This is a genomic window from Streptomyces sp. NPDC051907, assembly GCF_040681075.1.
Lineage (GTDB): Bacteria > Actinomycetota > Actinomycetes > Streptomycetales > Streptomycetaceae > Streptomyces.
Genome location: NZ_JBFAYB010000001.1, coordinates 44,013 through 60,062, shown reverse-complemented (window position 1 = coordinate 60,062; position 16,050 = coordinate 44,013). Strand labels below are relative to the sequence as shown.

Genomic DNA, 16,050 nt, shown 5'->3' with positions numbered 1-16,050 from the left:
GGACGGCTCTCCGCCCGGGGGTGCCTGTTCCAGCCGGTCCGGCGTTTGAGGACGCACCTCGGCGGGGGGTCCCCGGGCTATCCGCGCGGGCGCACTTCGGCGGGTGCCGGCGTCTGAGGACGGCCCTGGGCCCGGGGTGCCTGTTCCAGCCGGTCCGGCGTTTGAGGACGCACCTCGGCCCGGGGTGCCCGGGCTATCCGCGTGAACCCGTTTCAGCCGGTCCGGCGTTTGAGGACGCACCTTGGCCGGGGGTCCCCGGGCTATCCGCGTGAACCCGCTTCAGCCGGTCCGGCGTTTGAGGACGGCCCTGGGCCCGGGGGTCTGTTCCAGCCGGTCCGGCGTTTGAGGACGGGCCTCCGCCCGGGGTCCCCGGGCCATCCGCCGCAACCTCAGTCCAGCCAGTGACGCCGCCCCAAACTCACCAGCCGCAGCTGACGCCGGGCCACCGAGCTGACCCTCTCCTCCCCCTCGGGCCCCGCCTCCAGGAACGCCGACGCCGTCATCACCATGTGGTCGACGTACACCCCGGCCAGCATCCGCAGATCCTCCTCGCTCCACCCCCGCGTCTCCGGCTCGCCCGCGAACGCCGCCGCCACCTCGTCCCCGAACAGCCGCAGTTGCGCGCGTATCGCCTCCCGCACCGGCTGGACGCCGCCGTGCTGCTCGCGCGCGACGAAGCGGACGTGCGCCGGGGAGGTGCGCACCAGGTCGGCGATGAGCGCGACCGTCCGCTCGATCCGCACGTCGTCGCCGGTCTCCGCGAGCGCCTCGCGGATCAGCGCGTGGAGGCTGCCGAGCGCCTCCTCGACGAGCGCCACCCCGAGATCCGCCGTGTCCCGGAAGTGCCGGTAGAACGCCGTCGGGGCCACGCCCACCGCCCGCGTCACCTCGCGCAAGCCGAGGCTGCTCAGGCTCTGCTCCTCGAGCAGGGCGAGCGCCGCGTCCATGAGGGCCTGGCGGGTCTTCTGTTTCTGGGCCTGACGGATCCCGACGGTGTGACTCATGCCATTCAGTAAACAACCGTTCTCCCAGAAAAGGAAGAGTAGACTCGTCAGTCAGTGAACAGATGTACTCACAAGTGTTCACCCAACATTCGAGAGGAAGACGATGATCGCCCTCGTCGCAGTGCTCCTTCTTCTGGGGATCATGCTGGGCGCCGTAACTCAACTCCCCTTGCCCGTGTCCGTCGTGGCCGCCGCCCTCATCGGCGTATGGCTGCTCGTCTTCGCCGTGCGCGAGCGAAGGAGCTGAACGCAACCATGCAACTCACCTCTGTCCGCGCCGTCGTCGACCGAGTCGTCGGCGACCGCGCCACCGAAGCGAACAACCCGTCCGAGCGCGCCGCATCCGAGCGCGCCGCCTCCGACGGCGCCTCGTCCGGCCGGCTCACTCCTTCCAGCCAGTCCTCCTCCGGGCAGTCCTCGGCAGGCGCCGCGCCCGCAGCGGCCCCGCGCGGGCGGAACGACGCCGACGGCATGGCCGTCGCCGCCTTCGTCCTCGGGCTCGTCGGACTGCTCGTCATGAACATCGTGCTCGGCCCGATCGCGGTCGTACTCGCCGCCCTCGCCCTGTGGCGCGGCACCGCACGCCGCTTCCGCGCCTGGCTCGGCCTGGCCCTCGGCCTCGCTGATCTGGCGGTGCTCGCCGTGCTCGTCACCGTCAACGGAAACGTCGTCTGGGGCTTCGGCGGCTGACGAGAGCGCGGTCCGGACCAGCGCGGAACGCGCCAGGGAATGCGCCCCCGCACGGCCGTGCACCCCTGCGCCGCGTCCGCGCCCCCGCCACGCCTCGTAGAATCGTGGCCACCATGGCTTACCTCGACCACGCCGCGACCACTCCGATGCTGCCGGAGGCGGTCGAGGCGATGACCGCCCAGCTCACCGTCACCGGCAACGCCTCCGCGCTGCACGCCGCCGGCCGCCGGGCCCGCCGCGCCGTCGAGGAGGCCCGCGAGACGCTGGCCGACGCCCTCGGCGCACGGCCGAGCGAGGTCGTCTTCACCTCCGGCGGCACCGAGGCCGACAACCTCGCCGTCAAGGGTCTGTACTGGTCGAGACGCGCCGCCGACCCGGCCCGAACCCGCGTCCTCGCCAGTCCCGTCGAGCACCACGCCGTCCTCGACGCCGTGGACTGGCTCGGTGAGCACGAGGGCGCGACCATCGAGTTCCTGCCGGTCGACGCCTATGGACGCGTGCACCCCGACGCCCTGCGCGAGGCCGTCGAGCGCAACCCCGACGACGTCGCGCTGGCCACCGTGATGTGGGCCAACAACGAGATCGGCACCGTCATGCCCGTCGCCGAACTCTCCGCCGTGGCGAAGGAGTTCGACGTCCCGCTGCACGCCGACGCGGTGCAGGCCTTCGGCCAGCTCGACGTCGACTTCGCCGCGTCCGGCCTCGCCGCCATGACCGTCTCGGGCCACAAGATAGGCGGTCCGTACGGCATCGGCGCACTGCTCCTGGGCCGGGAGTACAGCCCCGTCCCCGTGCTGCACGGCGGCGGCCAGGAGCGCCACGTGCGCTCCGGCACCCTCGACGCGCCCGCCATCGCCTCCTTCGCCGCAGCCGGCCGCATCGCCGCCGAGCGCCGCGCGGACTTCGCCCGGGAAATCGGCTCCCTCCGCGACGACCTCGTACGCGCCGTGCGGAGCGCCGTCCCGGACGCGATCCTCGGCGGCGACCCGGTCGGCCGGCTGCCCGCCAACGCCCACTTCAGCTTCCCCGGCTGCGAGGGCGACTCCCTTCTGCTGCTCCTGGACGCGCAGGGCATCCAGTGCTCGACCGGCTCGGCCTGCACCGCCGGAGTCGCCCAGCCCAGCCACGTACTCCTGGCAGCCGGCGCGGACCCGGACCTGGCGCGCGGGACGCTGCGCTTCAGCCTGGGCCACACCTCCACCAAGGCGGACGTGGACGCGGTCGCCGAGGCGATCGGCCCGGCCGTGGAGCGGGCGCGGACAGCCGGTCTCACCTAGTCTCACCCAGCGGACAGGGCGCGAAGGAGCGGCTGCCGCCCGCCGAGGCCACACCGGCGACAGGCGGCCGGCGACGTGCGACCGGCGACCCGGCCACGTGCGACCCGCGACAAGCCGTCCGCCCCGGCCGACCGGGGCCTTAGCCCCCCGCCCTCTCCCTCGCCTTCGCGACCAGCGCCATATAGCGGTTCCAGTCCCAGTGCGGCCCCGGGTCCGTATGGTCGGTGCCCGGCACCTCCACGTGCCCGATGATGTGCTCCCGGTCCACCGGTATCTCGTACCGCGCGCAGATCCCGGCCGTCAGCTTCGCCGACGAGCTGTACATCGCGTCCGTGAAGTCGGTCGGCCGGTCCACGAACCCCTCGTGCTCGATGCCGACGCTGCGTTCGTTGTACGAGCGGTTCCCGGAGTGGAAGGCAACGTCCAGCTCGCGGACCATCTGCGCCACGTGCCCGTCCTTGCGGACGACATAGTGCGTCGCCGCCCCGTGCCCCGGGTTCTTGAAGACCCTCAGCGCGGTGGGATAGCTGCCCTGGACGACATGGATGACCACCCGGTCGATGCGGTAGTCGTCCGGGCGGTCCGCGAGCCGCCAGTTCGCCCGGGAGGCCGCCGTCCACTCCGCGCCCACGTGGTCGAGCTCGCCCTCCTTGCGCGGCTTGGCCATCCCCGGCAGCCGCCACCACAGCCGGCGCAGGTCGTCCCGCCAGAGCACGCCGCCGCCCACCAGCGCGGCCCCGCCCCCGATCAGCACGGCACGACGGCTCACGCCGCGCCTGCCGCCCCGCCCGCCCGGCCCCGCCTGCTGGCCGCCCTGGGCCCCGTCGCCCCCGGCGCCGCTCTTCGATTCGCTCCCCATGCGATCAACAACGCCTACTCGCGAGCTTTAGGTTCCCCGAGCCCCTTACCCTGGTATGGCTATGACTCAGACTTCCCAGCGCCCCCTCCGCGTCCTCGCCGCCATGTCGGGCGGTGTCGACTCCGCCGTCGCCGCCGCCCGCGCCGCCGAGGCCGGGCACGACGTCACCGGCGTGCACCTGGCGCTCTCCGCCAACCCGCAGTCCTTCCGCACGGGCGCGCGCGGCTGCTGCACCATCGAGGACTCCCGCGACGCCCGCCGAGCCGCGGACGTCATCGGCATCCCCTTCTACGTCTGGGACCTCGCCGAGCGCTTCCGCGAGGACGTCGTGGAGGACTTCATCGCGGAGTACGAGGCCGGCCGCACCCCCAACCCGTGCCTGCGCTGCAACGAGAAGATCAAGTTCGCCGCGCTGCTCGACAAGGCGCTGGCGCTCGGCTTCGACGCCGTGTGCACCGGCCACTACGCGACCGTCGTGCTCAACGAGGACGGCACGCGCGAGCTGCACCGCGCCTCCGACATGGCCAAGGACCAGTCGTACGTCCTCGGGGTCCTCGACGAGCGCCAGCTGGCCCACGCCATGTTCCCGCTCGGCGACACCCTCACCACCAAGGACGAGATCCGCGCCGAGGCCGAGCGCCGCGGTCTGGCCGTGGCGAAGAAGCCCGACAGCCATGACATCTGCTTCATCGCGGACGGCGACACCCAGGGCTTCCTCGCGAACCGCCTCGGCAAGGCAGAGGGCGACATCGTCGACGAGGCGGGCGCGAAGGTGGGCACCCACGAGGGCGCCTTCGGCTTCACGATCGGCCAGCGCAAGGGCCTGCGGATCGGCCACCCCGCCCCCGACGGGAAGCCGCGGTACGTCCTGGACATCTCGCCGGTGAACAACACGGTGACGGTCGGCCCGGTCGAGGCTCTCGACGTCACCGGGCTGAGTGCGATCAAGCCCCGCTGGTGCGGGACGGCGCCGGCGGGCCAGGGGACGTACACCGCGCAGCTGCGCGCGCACGGCGGCGAGACGCCGGTGACCGCGGAGCTGGTCGACGACGAGCTCCGGGTCTCCTTCGCCGAGCCGGTGCGGGGCGTGGCGCCCGGCCAGGCGATCGTGCTGTACGACGGCACGCGCGTGGTGGGCTCGGCGACGATCGCGACGACGGAGCGGGCAGCCGCGTCGGTCGCCTGACCAGCGGTCTGTCCCGGGAGTCTGTCCCTGCTGCCTGTCCCGCTGCCTGTTCCCGCTGTCCGTCCCTGTCCGTCTGAGAGCGTCCGTCGCCGTGCCCTGTGGGTCCTTTGCCCTGGGCTCCTTGCCTGCGGCCTCCGGGGCGGCCGCTAGCCGGCGAGGAACTCCTCCAGCACCGGCGCCAGCACATGCGGCGCCACCTCGTGCGTCTGGCCCGTCAGCGTGCAGTGGCGGCCGCGCGGCAGGGAGTCGGACACCGTGCGCGCCGTCTCCCGCAGCCAGCCGGGGCTCGCGCCGCCGTCCACGACCATCACCCGCTGGTCGACCGAGCGCAGCCGCTCCAGCGGCGCCCGACCGTCGCCCAGCACCTCGCGGTCGTAGACGAGGGTGTGCGCCACCGCTTCCAGGTCGGACCACATCGGCGCGAGGCGCATCTCGGCGAGCGTCTGCGCGGGCATCCCGGCGGTCCGAAGGAACAGCGCGAGCGCGTCGGCGAGCCGTCCCTCGGCCACCAGCTCGCGCAGCCGGACGCCGTACGCGGCCCACTCGCCGTCGGCCGCCGGAACCGCCGGACTCGTCTCGAACGGCGGCTCGTAGACGGACAGCCGCTCGATCGGCAGCCCGTCGCAGGCCGCTCGCAGCGCCAGCGCCCCGCCCGAGGACATGCCGTGCACGGACGCCTCGCCGCCTGCCTGCGCGATGACGGCCGCGAGATCCTCGACCTCGCGCTCGACGGCGTACGGAGCGGTGTCGCCGCTCGCGCCCCGTCCGCGCCGGTCATAGGTGAACACGGAGAACCGCGACGCCAGGAGGGAGGCCAGCGGCGCGTCCGACGCCGCCGTGCACAGCGCGCCGCCGACCAGCACCACCGGCGGTCCCTCGCCCCGCTGTTCGTACGCTATGAGCGTGCCGTCCGCCGATTTCGCCCTGCTGGGCGTCTTGTTGGTGTCGTCCATAGAAGTCGTGACCGGAGCGCGGAGCGGAACTCATCGGCGGACGGGGAGGATTCTCCCGAAGGCAACTCTCCCGAAGGCTCCCCGACGCTCCTCTCGTCAGTCCTGGACGACCTCGGTGTCGTAGAAGCAGAAGTGGCCCTTGATCGCGGCGACTTCGTCGATCGGCTCGAGGTACGCCCACGCCAGATCGGGCGCCCCTGGCCGCGACCAGTAGGCGGCCTCGCCCTTGAAGGGGCAGTGCGTCCGGGTGGGGGAGGCGGTGAGCACATCGGTGCGCACGTCCTCGGGCGGGAGGTAGTAGCGGACCGGCAGGCCCGTCTCGCGCAGCAGCAGCGGCCGCCGGCTCTCCGCGATCAGCTGGCCGTCGTGCACGACGCGTACATGGTCCGCGACCTGCTCGACGGTGATGAGGTGTCCTCTGCGCGTCTGTGTCATGGCGGTTGCAGCGCTAGGAGGGCGCGCGTTTCTTCCCGGCGCCCCGAGGGCCGCGCGTTCCCGGCGCCCCGAGGGAGTGCGTTCTCCGCGGCGCCCCGAGGCCGTCCGCGGGGGCTGTCAGAGCCGGCCCGTACGGTTGGCTCCATGAACATCTGCGTCTTCCTCTCCGCCGCCGACCTCGACGAGCGCTATACCGGCCCGGCCCGTGAGTTCGCCGAGCTCATAGGCAAGGGCGGGCACACCCTGGTGTGGGGCGGGTCCGAGAGCGGGCTGATGAAGGTCGTCGCGGACGGCGTGCGGAGCGCCGGCGGGCGGCTGGTCGGCGTCTCCGTGGAGTTCCTCGCGGCGACCGCCCGCGCCGACGCCGACGAGCTGGTGATCGCCGAGGACCTCGCCGAGCGCAAGGCGCTGCTGCTCGCCAAGTCCGACGCGATCGTGATCATGGTCGGCGGCGCGGGAACGCTGGACGAGGCCACCGAGATCCTGGAGCTGAAGAAGCACGGCAAGCACGCCAAGCCGGTCGTCCTGCTGAACACCGCGGGCTTCTACGACGGGCTGAAGGAGCAGTTCCGGCGGATGGACGAGGAGGGCTTCCTGCCGCTGCCCCTGACGGAGCTGGTCTTCTTCGCCGAGGACGGCGTCGGTGCTCTCGCCTACCTGGAGGAGTCCGCAGGCGTGCAGTAATGCGAGCATGTCCCGTATGGCAACACACCTGATCACCGGGGCGGGCTCCGGCATCGGCGCGGCCGTGACCCGCCGGCTGCACGAGCGAGGCGACGAGCTGATCCTCCTGGCGCGCGACGCCGGACGCGCCAAGGAGCTCGCCACCCACTACGAAGGCGCGCGCACGCTCGTCGCCGACCTCGCCGACCCCGACCGCATCTCCCGGTCCCTGGGCATGCAGCCGATGCCCGACCGGCTCGACTCGCTGCTGCACATCGCGGGCGTCGTCGACCTCGGTCCGATCGCCGAGCTGCGCCCCAAGACCTGGCACCAGCAGCTCAACGCCAACCTGATCTCCCCGGCCGAGCTCACCCGGCTGTTCCTGCCCCAACTCCGCGCCGCCAAGGGCCATGTGCTCTTCGTCAACTCGGGCGCGGGGCTCAACGCCCACGCCGAGTGGGGCGCGTACGCCGCCTCCAAGCACGGCCTGAAGGCGCTCGCCGATTCCCTGCGCAACGAGGAGCACGGCAACGGCGTCCGCGTGACCTCCGTCTACCCGGGCCGCACCGCCAGCCCCATGCAGGCCAAGGTGCACTCGCAGGAGGGCAAGGAGTACGACGCCTCCCGCTGGATCAGCCCGGAGTCGGTCGCGACGGCGATCGTCACGGCGATCGATCTGCCGCGCGACGCGGAGATCAACGACCTGACGGTGCGGCCGGGCCGGTGAGCGCCGTGCAGTGGGGACCCGCCACCGGCGTCGGCTCGATGCCCGGCGGCGACGCGCGCGAGGCCGCCAAGACGGCCGTGGGGGCGTTCGAGGAGTTTCCGCACCTGCCCGAGCTGCCGGCGCGCGGACCCGGCGCCGACATGATCGGGCGGACCATCGGCCTGCTCGTCGAGTTGTACGGCCATGTGGAGCCCAGCGGCTGGCGGGTCAGCGACCGGCCGGGACGCGACACCCGGCGCGCCCGCTCCTGGCTCGGCGAGGACCTGGACGCGCTGGAGGAGTTCACCCAGGGGTTCGAGGGGCCGCTGAAGGTGCAGGCGGTGGGGCCCTGGACGCTCGCCGCCGCGCTGGAGCTGCGCAACGGCGAGGCGGCGCTCGGCGACCCCGGCGCCGTGCGCGACCTGGCGGGCTCGCTCGCGGAGGGGCTGCGCACGCATCTGGCGGAGGTGCGCCGCCGGGCGCCCGGCGCGCAGGTGGTCCTCCAGCTGGACGAGCCGTCGCTGACCGCCGTGCTGCGCGGACAGATCAGGACCGCCAGCGGGTACCGCACCCACCGCGCGGTGGACCGCCAGATCGTCGAGTCCACGCTGCGGGACGTCGTCGGCGTCGCCGAGGGGCCCGTCGTCGTGCACTCCTGCGCGCCGGACGTGCCGTTCGCGCTGCTGCGCCGGGCCGGCGCGGCAGGCGTCTCGTTCGATTTCTCTCTGCTCACCGAACGTGACGAGGAGTCGATCGGCGAGGCGGTGGAAGGGGGTACGCAGCTGTTCGCGGGCGTCGTGCCGTCCACTGACGCCGCATTGTCAGACCCTGCCGGTAGCGTCATGGGTGTCAGGACGCTGTGGCGCAGGCTGGGGCTGAATCCGGGGACTCTCAGCGAGTCCGTGGCGATCACCCCGTCGTGCGGTCTCGCGGGTGCTTCGCCCGCGTATGCCCGGGCGGCTCTCGCCCACTGCGTCAAGGCGGCGAGATCGCTCGCTGACAACCCTGAGTAGCGGCCCGGGGTGTCCAGGGCCCAGGTAACGGGAGGATGAGACGGTGGCTGTCGAACAGCACGGGGCAGTGCCCGCCGAGGCTCGGGAGAAGCATGCCCAGCTGGCCGAGCAGGTCGAGGAGCACCGCTTCCGGTACTACGTGAGGGACCAGCCGGTCGTCAGCGACGGCGAGTTCGACAAGCTGCTGCGCTCCCTGGAGGCCCTGGAGGAGCAGCATCCGGAGCTGCGCACGCCCGACTCCCCGACCCAGAAGGTCGCCGGGCAGTACGAGACGGAGTTCACGGCCGTCGAGCACCGCGAGCGCATGCTCTCGCTGGACAACGCCTTCGACGACGCCGAGCTGGCCGGCTGGGCGGAGCGCGTCGCCCGCGAGGTCAACACCGGGGACTACCACCTGCTGTGCGAGCTGAAGGTCGACGGCCTCGCCGTCAACCTGACGTACGAGCACGGACGGCTGACGCGGGCCGCCACCCGCGGCGACGGGCGCACCGGCGAGGACATCACCCCCAATGTCCGCACCATCGCCGACGTCCCCCACCGGCTGAAGGGCGACCGCGTCCCGCCCCTCGTCGAGATCCGCGGCGAGGTCTACTTCCCGATGGAGAAGTTCCAGGACCTCAACGCCCGCCTGGTGGCGGCCGGCGACAAGCCCTTCGCCAACCCGCGCAACGCGGCGGCGGGCTCGCTGCGCCAGAAGGACCCGAAGGTCACGGCGACCCGCCCGCTGCGCATGGTCGTGCACGGCATCGGCGCGCGCGAGGGCTTCGACATCGACCGTCTGTCGCACGCGTACGACCTGCTGCGCGAATGGGGCATGCCCACCGCCGGGCACAACAAGGTGGTCGACTCCCTCGACGACGTACGGGAGTTCATCGCGTACTTCGGCGAGAACCGCCACTCCGTGGAGCACGAGATCGACGGGGTCGTCGTCAAGCTGGACGAGATCCCGCTCCAGGGGCGGCTCGGCTCCACCGCGCGGGCGCCGCGCTGGGCCATCGCCTGGAAGTACCCGCCGGAGGAGGTCAACACCAAGCTGATCGAGATCCGGGTGGGCGTCGGGCGGACCGGCCGGGTCACTCCGTACGCCCAGGTGGAGCCGGTGACGGTGGCCGGCTCCGAGGTCGAGTTCGCCACCCTGCACAACCAGGAGGTCGTCAAGGCCAAGGGCGTGCTCATCGGCGACACCGTGGTGATCCGCAAGGCGGGCGACGTCATCCCGGAGATCCTCGGCCCGGTGGTGGACCTGCGGGACGGCAGCGAGCGCGAGTTCGTCATGCCGGCCGAGTGCCCCGACTGCGGGACGGCGCTGCGGGCCATGAAGGAGGGCGACATCGACCTCCGCTGTCCCAACGCCCGGTCCTGCCCCGCCCAGTTGCGCGAGCGGGTCTCCTATCTCGCCGGCCGCGAGTGCCTGGACATCGAGAACTTCGGCGAGGTGGCCGCGGCCGCCCTGACCAGACCGCTGGAGCCGGCCGAGCCGGCCCTCAAGGACGAGGGCGACCTGTTCGACCTCACCATCGAGCAGCTGCTGCCCATCAAGGCGTACGTCCTCGACCCGGACAGCGGGCTGCCCAAGCGCGACCCCAAGACCGGCGAGGAGAAGGTCGTCACCGTCTTCGCCAACCAGAAGGGCGAGCCGAGGAAGAACGCCCTGGCGATGCTGGAGAACATCGCGGCGGCCAAGGAGCGCCCGCTCGCCCGGTTCCTCAACGGCCTCTCCATCCGCCACGTCGGCCCGGTCGCCGCGGCCGCCCTGGCCCGTGAGTTCCGGTCGATCGACCGCATCGAGCAGGCGAGCCAGGAGGAGCTGGCGGCGGTCGACGGAGTCGCCGACACCATCGCGGCCTCCGTCAAGCAGTGGTTCGAGGAGGACTGGCACCGCGAGATCGTCCGCAAGTGGCGGGAGGCGGGCGTCCGGCTGGAGGAGGAGGGCGCGGGGGAGGACGAAGGGCCCCGACCGCTGGCGGGACTCACCGTCGTCGTCACCGGCACCCTGGAGAACCACACCAGGGATGGCGCAAAAGAGGCCCTCCAGAGCCTCGGAGCGAAAGTGGCCGGTTCCGTTTCCAAGAAGACGGCCTTCGTCGTGGTCGGCGACAACCCCGGTTCCAAGTACGACAAGGCCATGCAGCTGAAAGTGCCCGTGTTGGACGAGGACGGCTTCACGGTGCTCCTCGAACAGGGACCGGAGGCGGCCCGTGAGGCCGCTGTGCCTGCAGAGGCGTGACGGAGGGGGCTTGCGCGGGGCTCGGGAGGGGCTCGCGTGGGGCTCTAAGGGGGCGCGTACGGGCCGGAATCAGACGGCCGGAACCGCCGCGGAACACCCAGTACAGGTCACCCGTTCAGCGCATACCAGATGGATAAGGGTGGCCGGGTCGCATTCGGGCAAGAGCTGTAGAGCGCTGCCCGTCCGAGCCTCCTGCGGCCTACTGTTGAGACGTGCGCTTGTCGTGCACGGCTGCGTGGTGGGAATTCAGTCGTGGTGGCATGACAACGGGAGCCATCGCGAGCCAACGGCACCGCCGGCTGTGAGAGGGACGGGAATGAAACCGACCGAGAGCGCCGCCCCGGTCTCACGGCCGGGTGGAGTCGCGGCCCTTGCGGGCATGACCTCGCAACTGCCCGTCGCCGTCGTGGTCGGCGCGGCCGCCGTCCTGGCGACCGGGATCTTCCGCACCGTGCGGGAGGGCCACGCGCTCTTCCCCACCTCGACCGTCGGCTGGTCGCTGGCCGTCCTCACCGGGATCATCGTCGGGCATCTGGTCGCGCTCGGCCGCGACCGCTGGTGGGGCGGCACCGGCTCCGGCGCCGCCCTCACCCTCGCCGTGCTCCTGCTGTTCGGCTGGGTGCCCGCCGGACTGGTCAGCCTGGCCGTCGTCGTCCTGGTCGGCGCGGCCCGCAGACACCGCTGGCGACAAGGCGTCGTGCACGGCTCCGTCGACATCCTCGGCATCGGCGCCGCCGCGCTCGTCCTCGCCGTGTTCGGCGTCAACCCCTCCGTCGAACAGCCCTGGGAACCGCTCGACTGGGGGATCGCCGCCGCACCGGAAGTGGCGGTGGCGGCCACCGCCTATCTGAGCGTCACCCGGCTGCTGCTCTGGCACGTCCTGGCCCCACAGGGCGGCGGACTGCCCACAGCCGCCCGTACGGCCCTGCTGCGGCAGGGCCTCGTCGCGGTCGCCCTGCTCGGCATCGCCCCGCTGATCTGCGTCGTCGCCGTCGCCATGCCCCTGCTGCTGCCGCTGTTCTCCGTGCCGCTGATCGCCCTCGACTCCACGCTGTGGATCGCCCGCGCCCGAGCCGAGGAGCAGCTGCGAGACCCGCTGACCGGACTGCCCAACCGCCAGTGGCTGCTGGAGCGGACCTGGTCCGCCCTGGAGGACGCCGAGGGCAGCGGCGCCCGATCCGCTCTCGTACTGATCGACCTGGACCGCTTCCGCTCGGTCAACGACACCCTCGGCCACCTGGCGGGAGACCGGCTGCTGCTGCAGATAGCCGACCGGCTCCGGCTGGCGCTGCCGCGCGGGGCGGAGGCCGCGCGGCTGGGCGGCGACGAGTTCGCCGTGCTGCTCCCGACCGCCGACTCCACCACCAGCGCCCAGCGCGTCGCCCGCCATCTGGTCGCCGAGCTGTCCTCGCCGCTCGACCTCGACGGCCTCACCCTCGTCCTGGAGGCGAGCGCGGGCGTCGCCGTCTTCCCCGACCACGCGCTCGACGCGGAGGGCCTGCTGCGCCGCGCGGACGTGGCGATGTACCAGGCCAAGCGGGACCGTACGGGCGTCGAGGTGTACGAGTCCAAGCGCGACAGCAACACCCCCGACCGCCTCGGCCTGCTGGGCGATCTGCGCCGGGCGCTCGACGCCGGCGAGGTCGAGCTCCACTACCAGCCCAAGGTCCGCTTCGACGGCCATGTCGCCGGCCTCGAGGCCCTGGTGCGCTGGGTCCACCCCGACCGGGGCCGGGTCCCTCCGGACGAGTTCATCGCGATCGCCGAGTCCTCCGGGCTGATGCCGCACCTGACGGAGTACGTCCTCGACACCGCCCTCGCCCAGGTCGCCGTCTGGCGCGCGCAGGGACTGGAGGTCCCCGTCGCGGTCAACGTCTCCCCGCGCGACGTCCACACCCCCGGCTTCGCCGGCTCCGTCGCCGCCCGCCTCGCCCGCCACGGGGTGCCCCCGGGCGCGCTCCAGCTGGAGATAACGGAGCACGTCCTGCTGGAGGACCCGCAGCGCGCCGCGGACACCCTGGCCGGGCTGACGGACCACGGCGTCAAGATGTCCCTGGACGACTTCGGCACCGGCTACTCCTCCCTCGTCCACCTGCGCAGGCTCCCGGTGAGCGAGCTCAAGATCGACCGCTCGTTCGTGGCACGCCTCGCCGTCGACAACGAGGACGCGGAGATCGTCCGCTGCACCGTCGACCTCGCCCACTCCCTGGGCCTGCTGGTGGTCGCCGAGGGAGTCGAGGACGACGAGACCTGGGAACGGCTGCGCGACCTGGGCTGCGACGCGGTCCAGGGCTGGCTGGTCGCGGCGGCGATGCCACCCCAGGAGACGACGGCCTGGCTGCGCGCCAGGGGCGAACACGGCTGGCACCGCCCCGCGGAACTCCCCGCATCCCCCACAGACGCGGACGAGCCCTCCACCCAGGTAGTCCCCTAACGACGCTTCCAGCCCGCCCACCCGGGCCACCCAGCCCGCCCGGGGCAACCCAGCCCGTCCGGCGTTTGAGGACGCTGGAGTCCCCGCCTGTCTCGGCGGCACCCGCCCCCGGGCAACCGCCCCGTCCGGGCAAACCCAGCCCGTCCGGGGCAACCCAGCCCGTCCGGGGAATCCCAGCCCGTCCGGCGCTTGAGGACGCTGGAGTCCCCGCCTGTCTCGGCAGCGCCTGCCCCCGGGCATCCGCCCCGCCCGGGGACTCCTAGCCCGCCCGGGGAAACTCAGCCCGTCCGGCGTTTGAGGACGCCGGAGCCCCAGGCTGTCTGGACGCACCTCCCGTCCGGGGAAACTCAGCCCGTCCGGCGTTTGAGGACACCGGAGTCCCAGGCTGGTCTGGCCGCGCCTCCCCGCCAGGAAACCGCCCCGCCCCGCGGAAAACAGCCCGTCCGGCACCTGAGGACCCCCCGCCCCGCCAAACCGTTTCGTGGCCACCCGCCCCCGCCCCATAGGATTGGCCCCAAACCACACGCACTCACCCCTGAGGATCGCTGCATGCCTGGCATTACGCGCGAGGAGGTCGCCCACCTCGCCCGGCTGGCGCGTCTGGAGCTGAAGGCCGAAGAGCTCGACCACTTCGCCGTTCAGCTCGACGACATCATCGGCGCGGTCGCCCGCGTATCCGAGGTCGCCGACCAAGACGTACCCCCGACCTCCCACCCGCTGCCGCTGACCAATGTCATGCGCGCGGACGAGGTCCGTCCGTCGCTCACCCCCGAGCAGGCGCTCTCCGGCGCCCCGGCCCAGGAGCAGCAGCGTTTCAAGGTGCCACAGATCCTGGGGGAGGACTAACCCACCATGACGGACAGCAACATCATCAAGCTCACCGCCGCCCAGATCGCCGAGAAGATCGCCGCCGGCGACCTCACGGCCGTCCAGGTCACCGAGGCCCACCTGGCCCGCATCGACGCCGTCGACGAGAAGGTGCACGCCTTCCTGCACGTCGACCGCGAGGGCGCGCTGGCCCAGGCTCGCGCCGTGGACGCCAAGCGCGCCGCGGGCGAGAAGCTCGGCCCGCTGGCCGGCGTCCCGCTCGCGCTGAAGGACATCTTCACCACCGAGGGCATTCCGACCACGGTCGGCTCCAAGATCCTCGAGGGCTGGATCCCGCCGTACGACGCGACGCTGACCAAGCGCCTCAAGGCAGCCGACGTCGTCATCCTCGGCAAGACCAACATGGACGAGTTCGCCATGGGGTCCTCCACCGAGAACAGCGCGTACGGCCCCACCGGCAACCCCTGGGACCTGACCCGGATCCCCGGCGGCTCCGGCGGCGGCTCCAGCGCGGCCCTCGCCTCGTACGAGGCCCCGCTCGCCATCGGCACGGACACCGGCGGCTCCATCCGCCAGCCCGCCGCCGTCACCGGCACGGTCGGCGTGAAGCCCACCTACGGCGGCGTCTCCCGCTACGGCATGGTCGCCTTCTCGTCGTCCCTCGACCAGGGCGGCCCCTGCGCCCGCACGGTCCTGGACGCGGCGCTGCTCCACGAGATCATCGCCGGGCACGACCCGCTCGACTCGACCTCCATCGACGCCCCGGTCCCGCCGGTCGTCGACGCCGCCCGCAACGGCAGCGTCGAGGGCATGCGCGTCGGCGTCGTCAAGCAGTTCTCCGGCGAGGGCTACCAGGCCGGCGTCGTCCAGCGCTTCAACGAGTCGGTCGAGCTGCTGAAGTCGCTCGGCGCGACGATCGTCGAGCTGGACTGCCCGTCGTTCGACCTGGCCCTGTCGGCGTACTACCTGATCGCGCCGTCCGAGTGCTCCTCCAACCTGGCCCGCTTCGACGCCATGCGCTATGGCCTGCGGGTCGGCGACGACGGCACGAAGTCCGCCGAGGACGTCACCGCGCTGACCCGCGAGGCCGGCTTCGGCGACGAGGTCAAGCGCCGCATCATGCTCGGCACGTACGCGCTCAGCTCCGGCTACTACGACGCGTACTACGGCTCCGCGCAGAAGGTCCGCACGCTCATCACCCGGGACTTCGAGAAGGCCTTCGAGCAGGTCGACGTGATCGTCTCGCCGACCACGCCCACCACCGCCTTCCCGATCGGCGAGCGCGCCGACGACCCGATGGCGATGTACCTCGCCGACCTGTGCACCATCCCGACCAACCTGGCCGGCAACGCCGCCATGTCGCTGCCCTGTGGTCTCGCGCCGGAGGACGGCCTGCCGGTCGGACTGCAGATCATCGCCCCCGCCATGAAGGACGACCGGCTGTACAAGGTCGGCGCTGCCGTCGAGGCCGCCTTCGTGGAAAAGTGGGGTCACCCGCTGCTTGAGGAGGCTCCGTCGCTGTGAGTGCCATGGCCAAGAAAGCCAAGAACTTCAAGAAGTCCAAGACTGGGCTGTACGTGTCGCTCGGCAGCACCGCGTTCGGCGCGATCAGCGTCGCCAAGCAGGCGAAGCTCGCCCGCAACGACGGGGACATGCTGCGGCTGGTCGACGCCGCCGTCTCCGCGGCCGCCATCGTCACGGGCCTGGCCATCCTCTATCGCGAGCTGAAGCGGCTCGGCGACGACGACGTTCTGCTGGGCTGAGAGGGAAAGTTT

Annotated in this window: 16 protein-coding genes; 12 read left to right on the top strand and 4 right to left on the bottom strand. The window is 72.2% G+C overall.

The genetic code is table 11. From position 1 onward, the window contains the following. Positions 1–389 precede the first annotated feature (389 nt). Positions 390–1,004 carry a TetR family transcriptional regulator gene (locus AB0M39_RS00260; RefSeq protein ID WP_365358445.1) on the bottom strand — a complete coding sequence of 205 codons (615 nt, stop codon included), beginning with the start codon at positions 1,002–1,004 and terminating at the stop codon, positions 390–392. 103 nt (positions 1,005–1,107) lie between these two features. On the opposite strand from AB0M39_RS00260, the gene AB0M39_RS00255 reads away from it, so the two are divergent. From AB0M39_RS00255 to AB0M39_RS00245, 3 genes are all read left to right on the top strand, one after another. Beyond that, complete coding sequence (locus AB0M39_RS00255) at positions 1,108–1,251, top strand: hypothetical protein (RefSeq protein ID WP_365358443.1); 144 nt, start codon at positions 1,108–1,110, stop codon at positions 1,249–1,251. 8 nt (positions 1,252–1,259) lie between these two features. Then, positions 1,260–1,694 carry a hypothetical protein gene (locus AB0M39_RS00250; protein WP_365358441.1) on the top strand — a complete coding sequence of 145 codons (435 nt, stop codon included), beginning with the start codon at positions 1,260–1,262 and terminating at the stop codon, positions 1,692–1,694. A gap of 113 nt (positions 1,695–1,807) precedes the next feature. Further along, positions 1,808–2,971 (top strand): cysteine desulfurase family protein, encoded by a 1,164-nt coding sequence (locus AB0M39_RS00245; protein WP_365358439.1) that lies wholly within the window; start codon positions 1,808–1,810, stop codon positions 2,969–2,971. A 139-nt stretch (positions 2,972–3,110) separates the two neighbouring features. On the opposite strand, the gene AB0M39_RS00240 is transcribed toward AB0M39_RS00245, so the two are convergent. Further along, positions 3,111–3,830, bottom strand: a complete 720-nt coding sequence (locus tag AB0M39_RS00240; RefSeq protein WP_365358437.1) for an N-acetylmuramoyl-L-alanine amidase — start codon at positions 3,828–3,830, stop codon at positions 3,111–3,113. 61 nt (positions 3,831–3,891) lie between these two features. On the opposite strand from AB0M39_RS00240, the gene mnmA reads away from it, so the two are divergent. After that, positions 3,892–5,016 carry a tRNA 2-thiouridine(34) synthase MnmA gene (gene mnmA / locus AB0M39_RS00235; protein ID WP_365358435.1) on the top strand — a complete coding sequence of 375 codons (1,125 nt, stop codon included), beginning with the start codon at positions 3,892–3,894 and terminating at the stop codon, positions 5,014–5,016. A 146-nt stretch (positions 5,017–5,162) separates the two neighbouring features. Here mnmA and AB0M39_RS00230 read toward each other — a convergent pair whose 3' ends face one another. Beyond that, positions 5,163–5,969, bottom strand: a complete 807-nt coding sequence (locus AB0M39_RS00230) for an alpha/beta hydrolase (RefSeq protein ID WP_365358433.1) — start codon at positions 5,967–5,969, stop codon at positions 5,163–5,165. 96 nt (positions 5,970–6,065) lie between these two features. Continuing rightward, positions 6,066–6,404, bottom strand: coding sequence for a DUF427 domain-containing protein (locus AB0M39_RS00225; RefSeq protein ID WP_365358431.1), 339 nt, complete (start codon positions 6,402–6,404; stop codon positions 6,066–6,068). Between the two features lie 144 nt (positions 6,405–6,548). Here AB0M39_RS00225 and AB0M39_RS00220 point away from each other — a divergent pair, with 144 nt between their 5' ends. The 8 genes from AB0M39_RS00220 (at position 6,549) to AB0M39_RS00185 (ending at position 16,038) form a co-directional block, all read left to right on the top strand. Next, entirely contained in the window at positions 6,549–7,088 is a 540-nt protein-coding gene (locus AB0M39_RS00220; RefSeq protein ID WP_365358429.1) for a TIGR00730 family Rossman fold protein, read from the top strand. 16 nt (positions 7,089–7,104) lie between these two features. Further along, a complete protein-coding gene (locus AB0M39_RS00215) occupies positions 7,105–7,794 on the top strand; it encodes an SDR family oxidoreductase (RefSeq protein ID WP_365358427.1) in 690 nt (229 codons plus the stop codon). Further along, positions 7,791–8,786 (top strand): methionine synthase, encoded by a 996-nt coding sequence (locus tag AB0M39_RS00210; protein ID WP_365358425.1) that lies wholly within the window; start codon positions 7,791–7,793, stop codon positions 8,784–8,786. Before AB0M39_RS00215 ends, AB0M39_RS00210 begins: the two co-directional genes overlap by 4 nt. Positions 8,787–8,829: 43 nt before the next feature. Beyond that, complete coding sequence (gene ligA, locus AB0M39_RS00205; RefSeq protein ID WP_365358423.1) at positions 8,830–11,013, top strand: NAD-dependent DNA ligase LigA; 2,184 nt, start codon at positions 8,830–8,832, stop codon at positions 11,011–11,013. Positions 11,014–11,392: 379 nt separating this feature from the next. Further along, positions 11,393–13,447: a bifunctional diguanylate cyclase/phosphodiesterase gene (locus AB0M39_RS00200; protein ID WP_365358421.1), complete on the top strand. Its 2,055-nt coding sequence runs from the start codon at positions 11,393–11,395 to the stop codon at positions 13,445–13,447. Between the two features lie 549 nt (positions 13,448–13,996). Further along, the gene (gene gatC, locus AB0M39_RS00195) at positions 13,997–14,293 is read left to right on the top strand and encodes an Asp-tRNA(Asn)/Glu-tRNA(Gln) amidotransferase subunit GatC (protein WP_365358419.1); all 297 of its coding nucleotides are present in this window, start codon (positions 13,997–13,999) and stop codon (positions 14,291–14,293) included. A 6-nt stretch (positions 14,294–14,299) separates the two neighbouring features. Beyond that, complete coding sequence (gene gatA / locus AB0M39_RS00190; RefSeq protein ID WP_365358417.1) at positions 14,300–15,799, top strand: Asp-tRNA(Asn)/Glu-tRNA(Gln) amidotransferase subunit GatA; 1,500 nt, start codon at positions 14,300–14,302, stop codon at positions 15,797–15,799. Between the two features lie 5 nt (positions 15,800–15,804). Beyond that, positions 15,805–16,038, top strand: a complete 234-nt coding sequence (locus AB0M39_RS00185) for a hypothetical protein (protein WP_365358415.1) — start codon at positions 15,805–15,807, stop codon at positions 16,036–16,038. Positions 16,039–16,050: the final 12 nt, after the last annotated feature.

What these genes read in the sequence shown, in the direction of transcription:
- AB0M39_RS00260 (WP_365358445.1), bottom strand. Translation starts at nt 1,004, where the DNA reads ATGAGTCACACCGTCGGGATCCGTCAGGCCCAGAAACAGAAGACCCGC.
- AB0M39_RS00255 (WP_365358443.1), top strand. Translation starts at nt 1,108, where the DNA reads ATGATCGCCCTCGTCGCAGTGCTCCTTCTTCTGGGGATCATGCTGGGC.
- AB0M39_RS00250 (WP_365358441.1), top strand. Translation starts at nt 1,260, where the DNA reads ATGCAACTCACCTCTGTCCGCGCCGTCGTCGACCGAGTCGTCGGCGAC.
- AB0M39_RS00245 (WP_365358439.1), top strand. Translation starts at nt 1,808, where the DNA reads ATGGCTTACCTCGACCACGCCGCGACCACTCCGATGCTGCCGGAGGCG.
- AB0M39_RS00240 (WP_365358437.1), bottom strand. Translation starts at nt 3,830, where the DNA reads ATGGGGAGCGAATCGAAGAGCGGCGCCGGGGGCGACGGGGCCCAGGGC.
- mnmA (WP_365358435.1), top strand. Translation starts at nt 3,892, where the DNA reads ATGACTCAGACTTCCCAGCGCCCCCTCCGCGTCCTCGCCGCCATGTCG.
- AB0M39_RS00230 (WP_365358433.1), bottom strand. Translation starts at nt 5,969, where the DNA reads ATGGACGACACCAACAAGACGCCCAGCAGGGCGAAATCGGCGGACGGC.
- AB0M39_RS00225 (WP_365358431.1), bottom strand. Translation starts at nt 6,404, where the DNA reads ATGACACAGACGCGCAGAGGACACCTCATCACCGTCGAGCAGGTCGCG.
- AB0M39_RS00220 (WP_365358429.1), top strand. Translation starts at nt 6,549, where the DNA reads ATGAACATCTGCGTCTTCCTCTCCGCCGCCGACCTCGACGAGCGCTAT.
- AB0M39_RS00215 (WP_365358427.1), top strand. Translation starts at nt 7,105, where the DNA reads ATGGCAACACACCTGATCACCGGGGCGGGCTCCGGCATCGGCGCGGCC.
- AB0M39_RS00200 (WP_365358421.1), top strand. Translation starts at nt 11,393, where the DNA reads ATGACCTCGCAACTGCCCGTCGCCGTCGTGGTCGGCGCGGCCGCCGTC.
- gatC (WP_365358419.1), top strand. Translation starts at nt 13,997, where the DNA reads ATGCCTGGCATTACGCGCGAGGAGGTCGCCCACCTCGCCCGGCTGGCG.
- gatA (WP_365358417.1), top strand. Translation starts at nt 14,300, where the DNA reads ATGACGGACAGCAACATCATCAAGCTCACCGCCGCCCAGATCGCCGAG.
- AB0M39_RS00185 (WP_365358415.1), top strand. Translation starts at nt 15,805, where the DNA reads ATGGCCAAGAAAGCCAAGAACTTCAAGAAGTCCAAGACTGGGCTGTAC.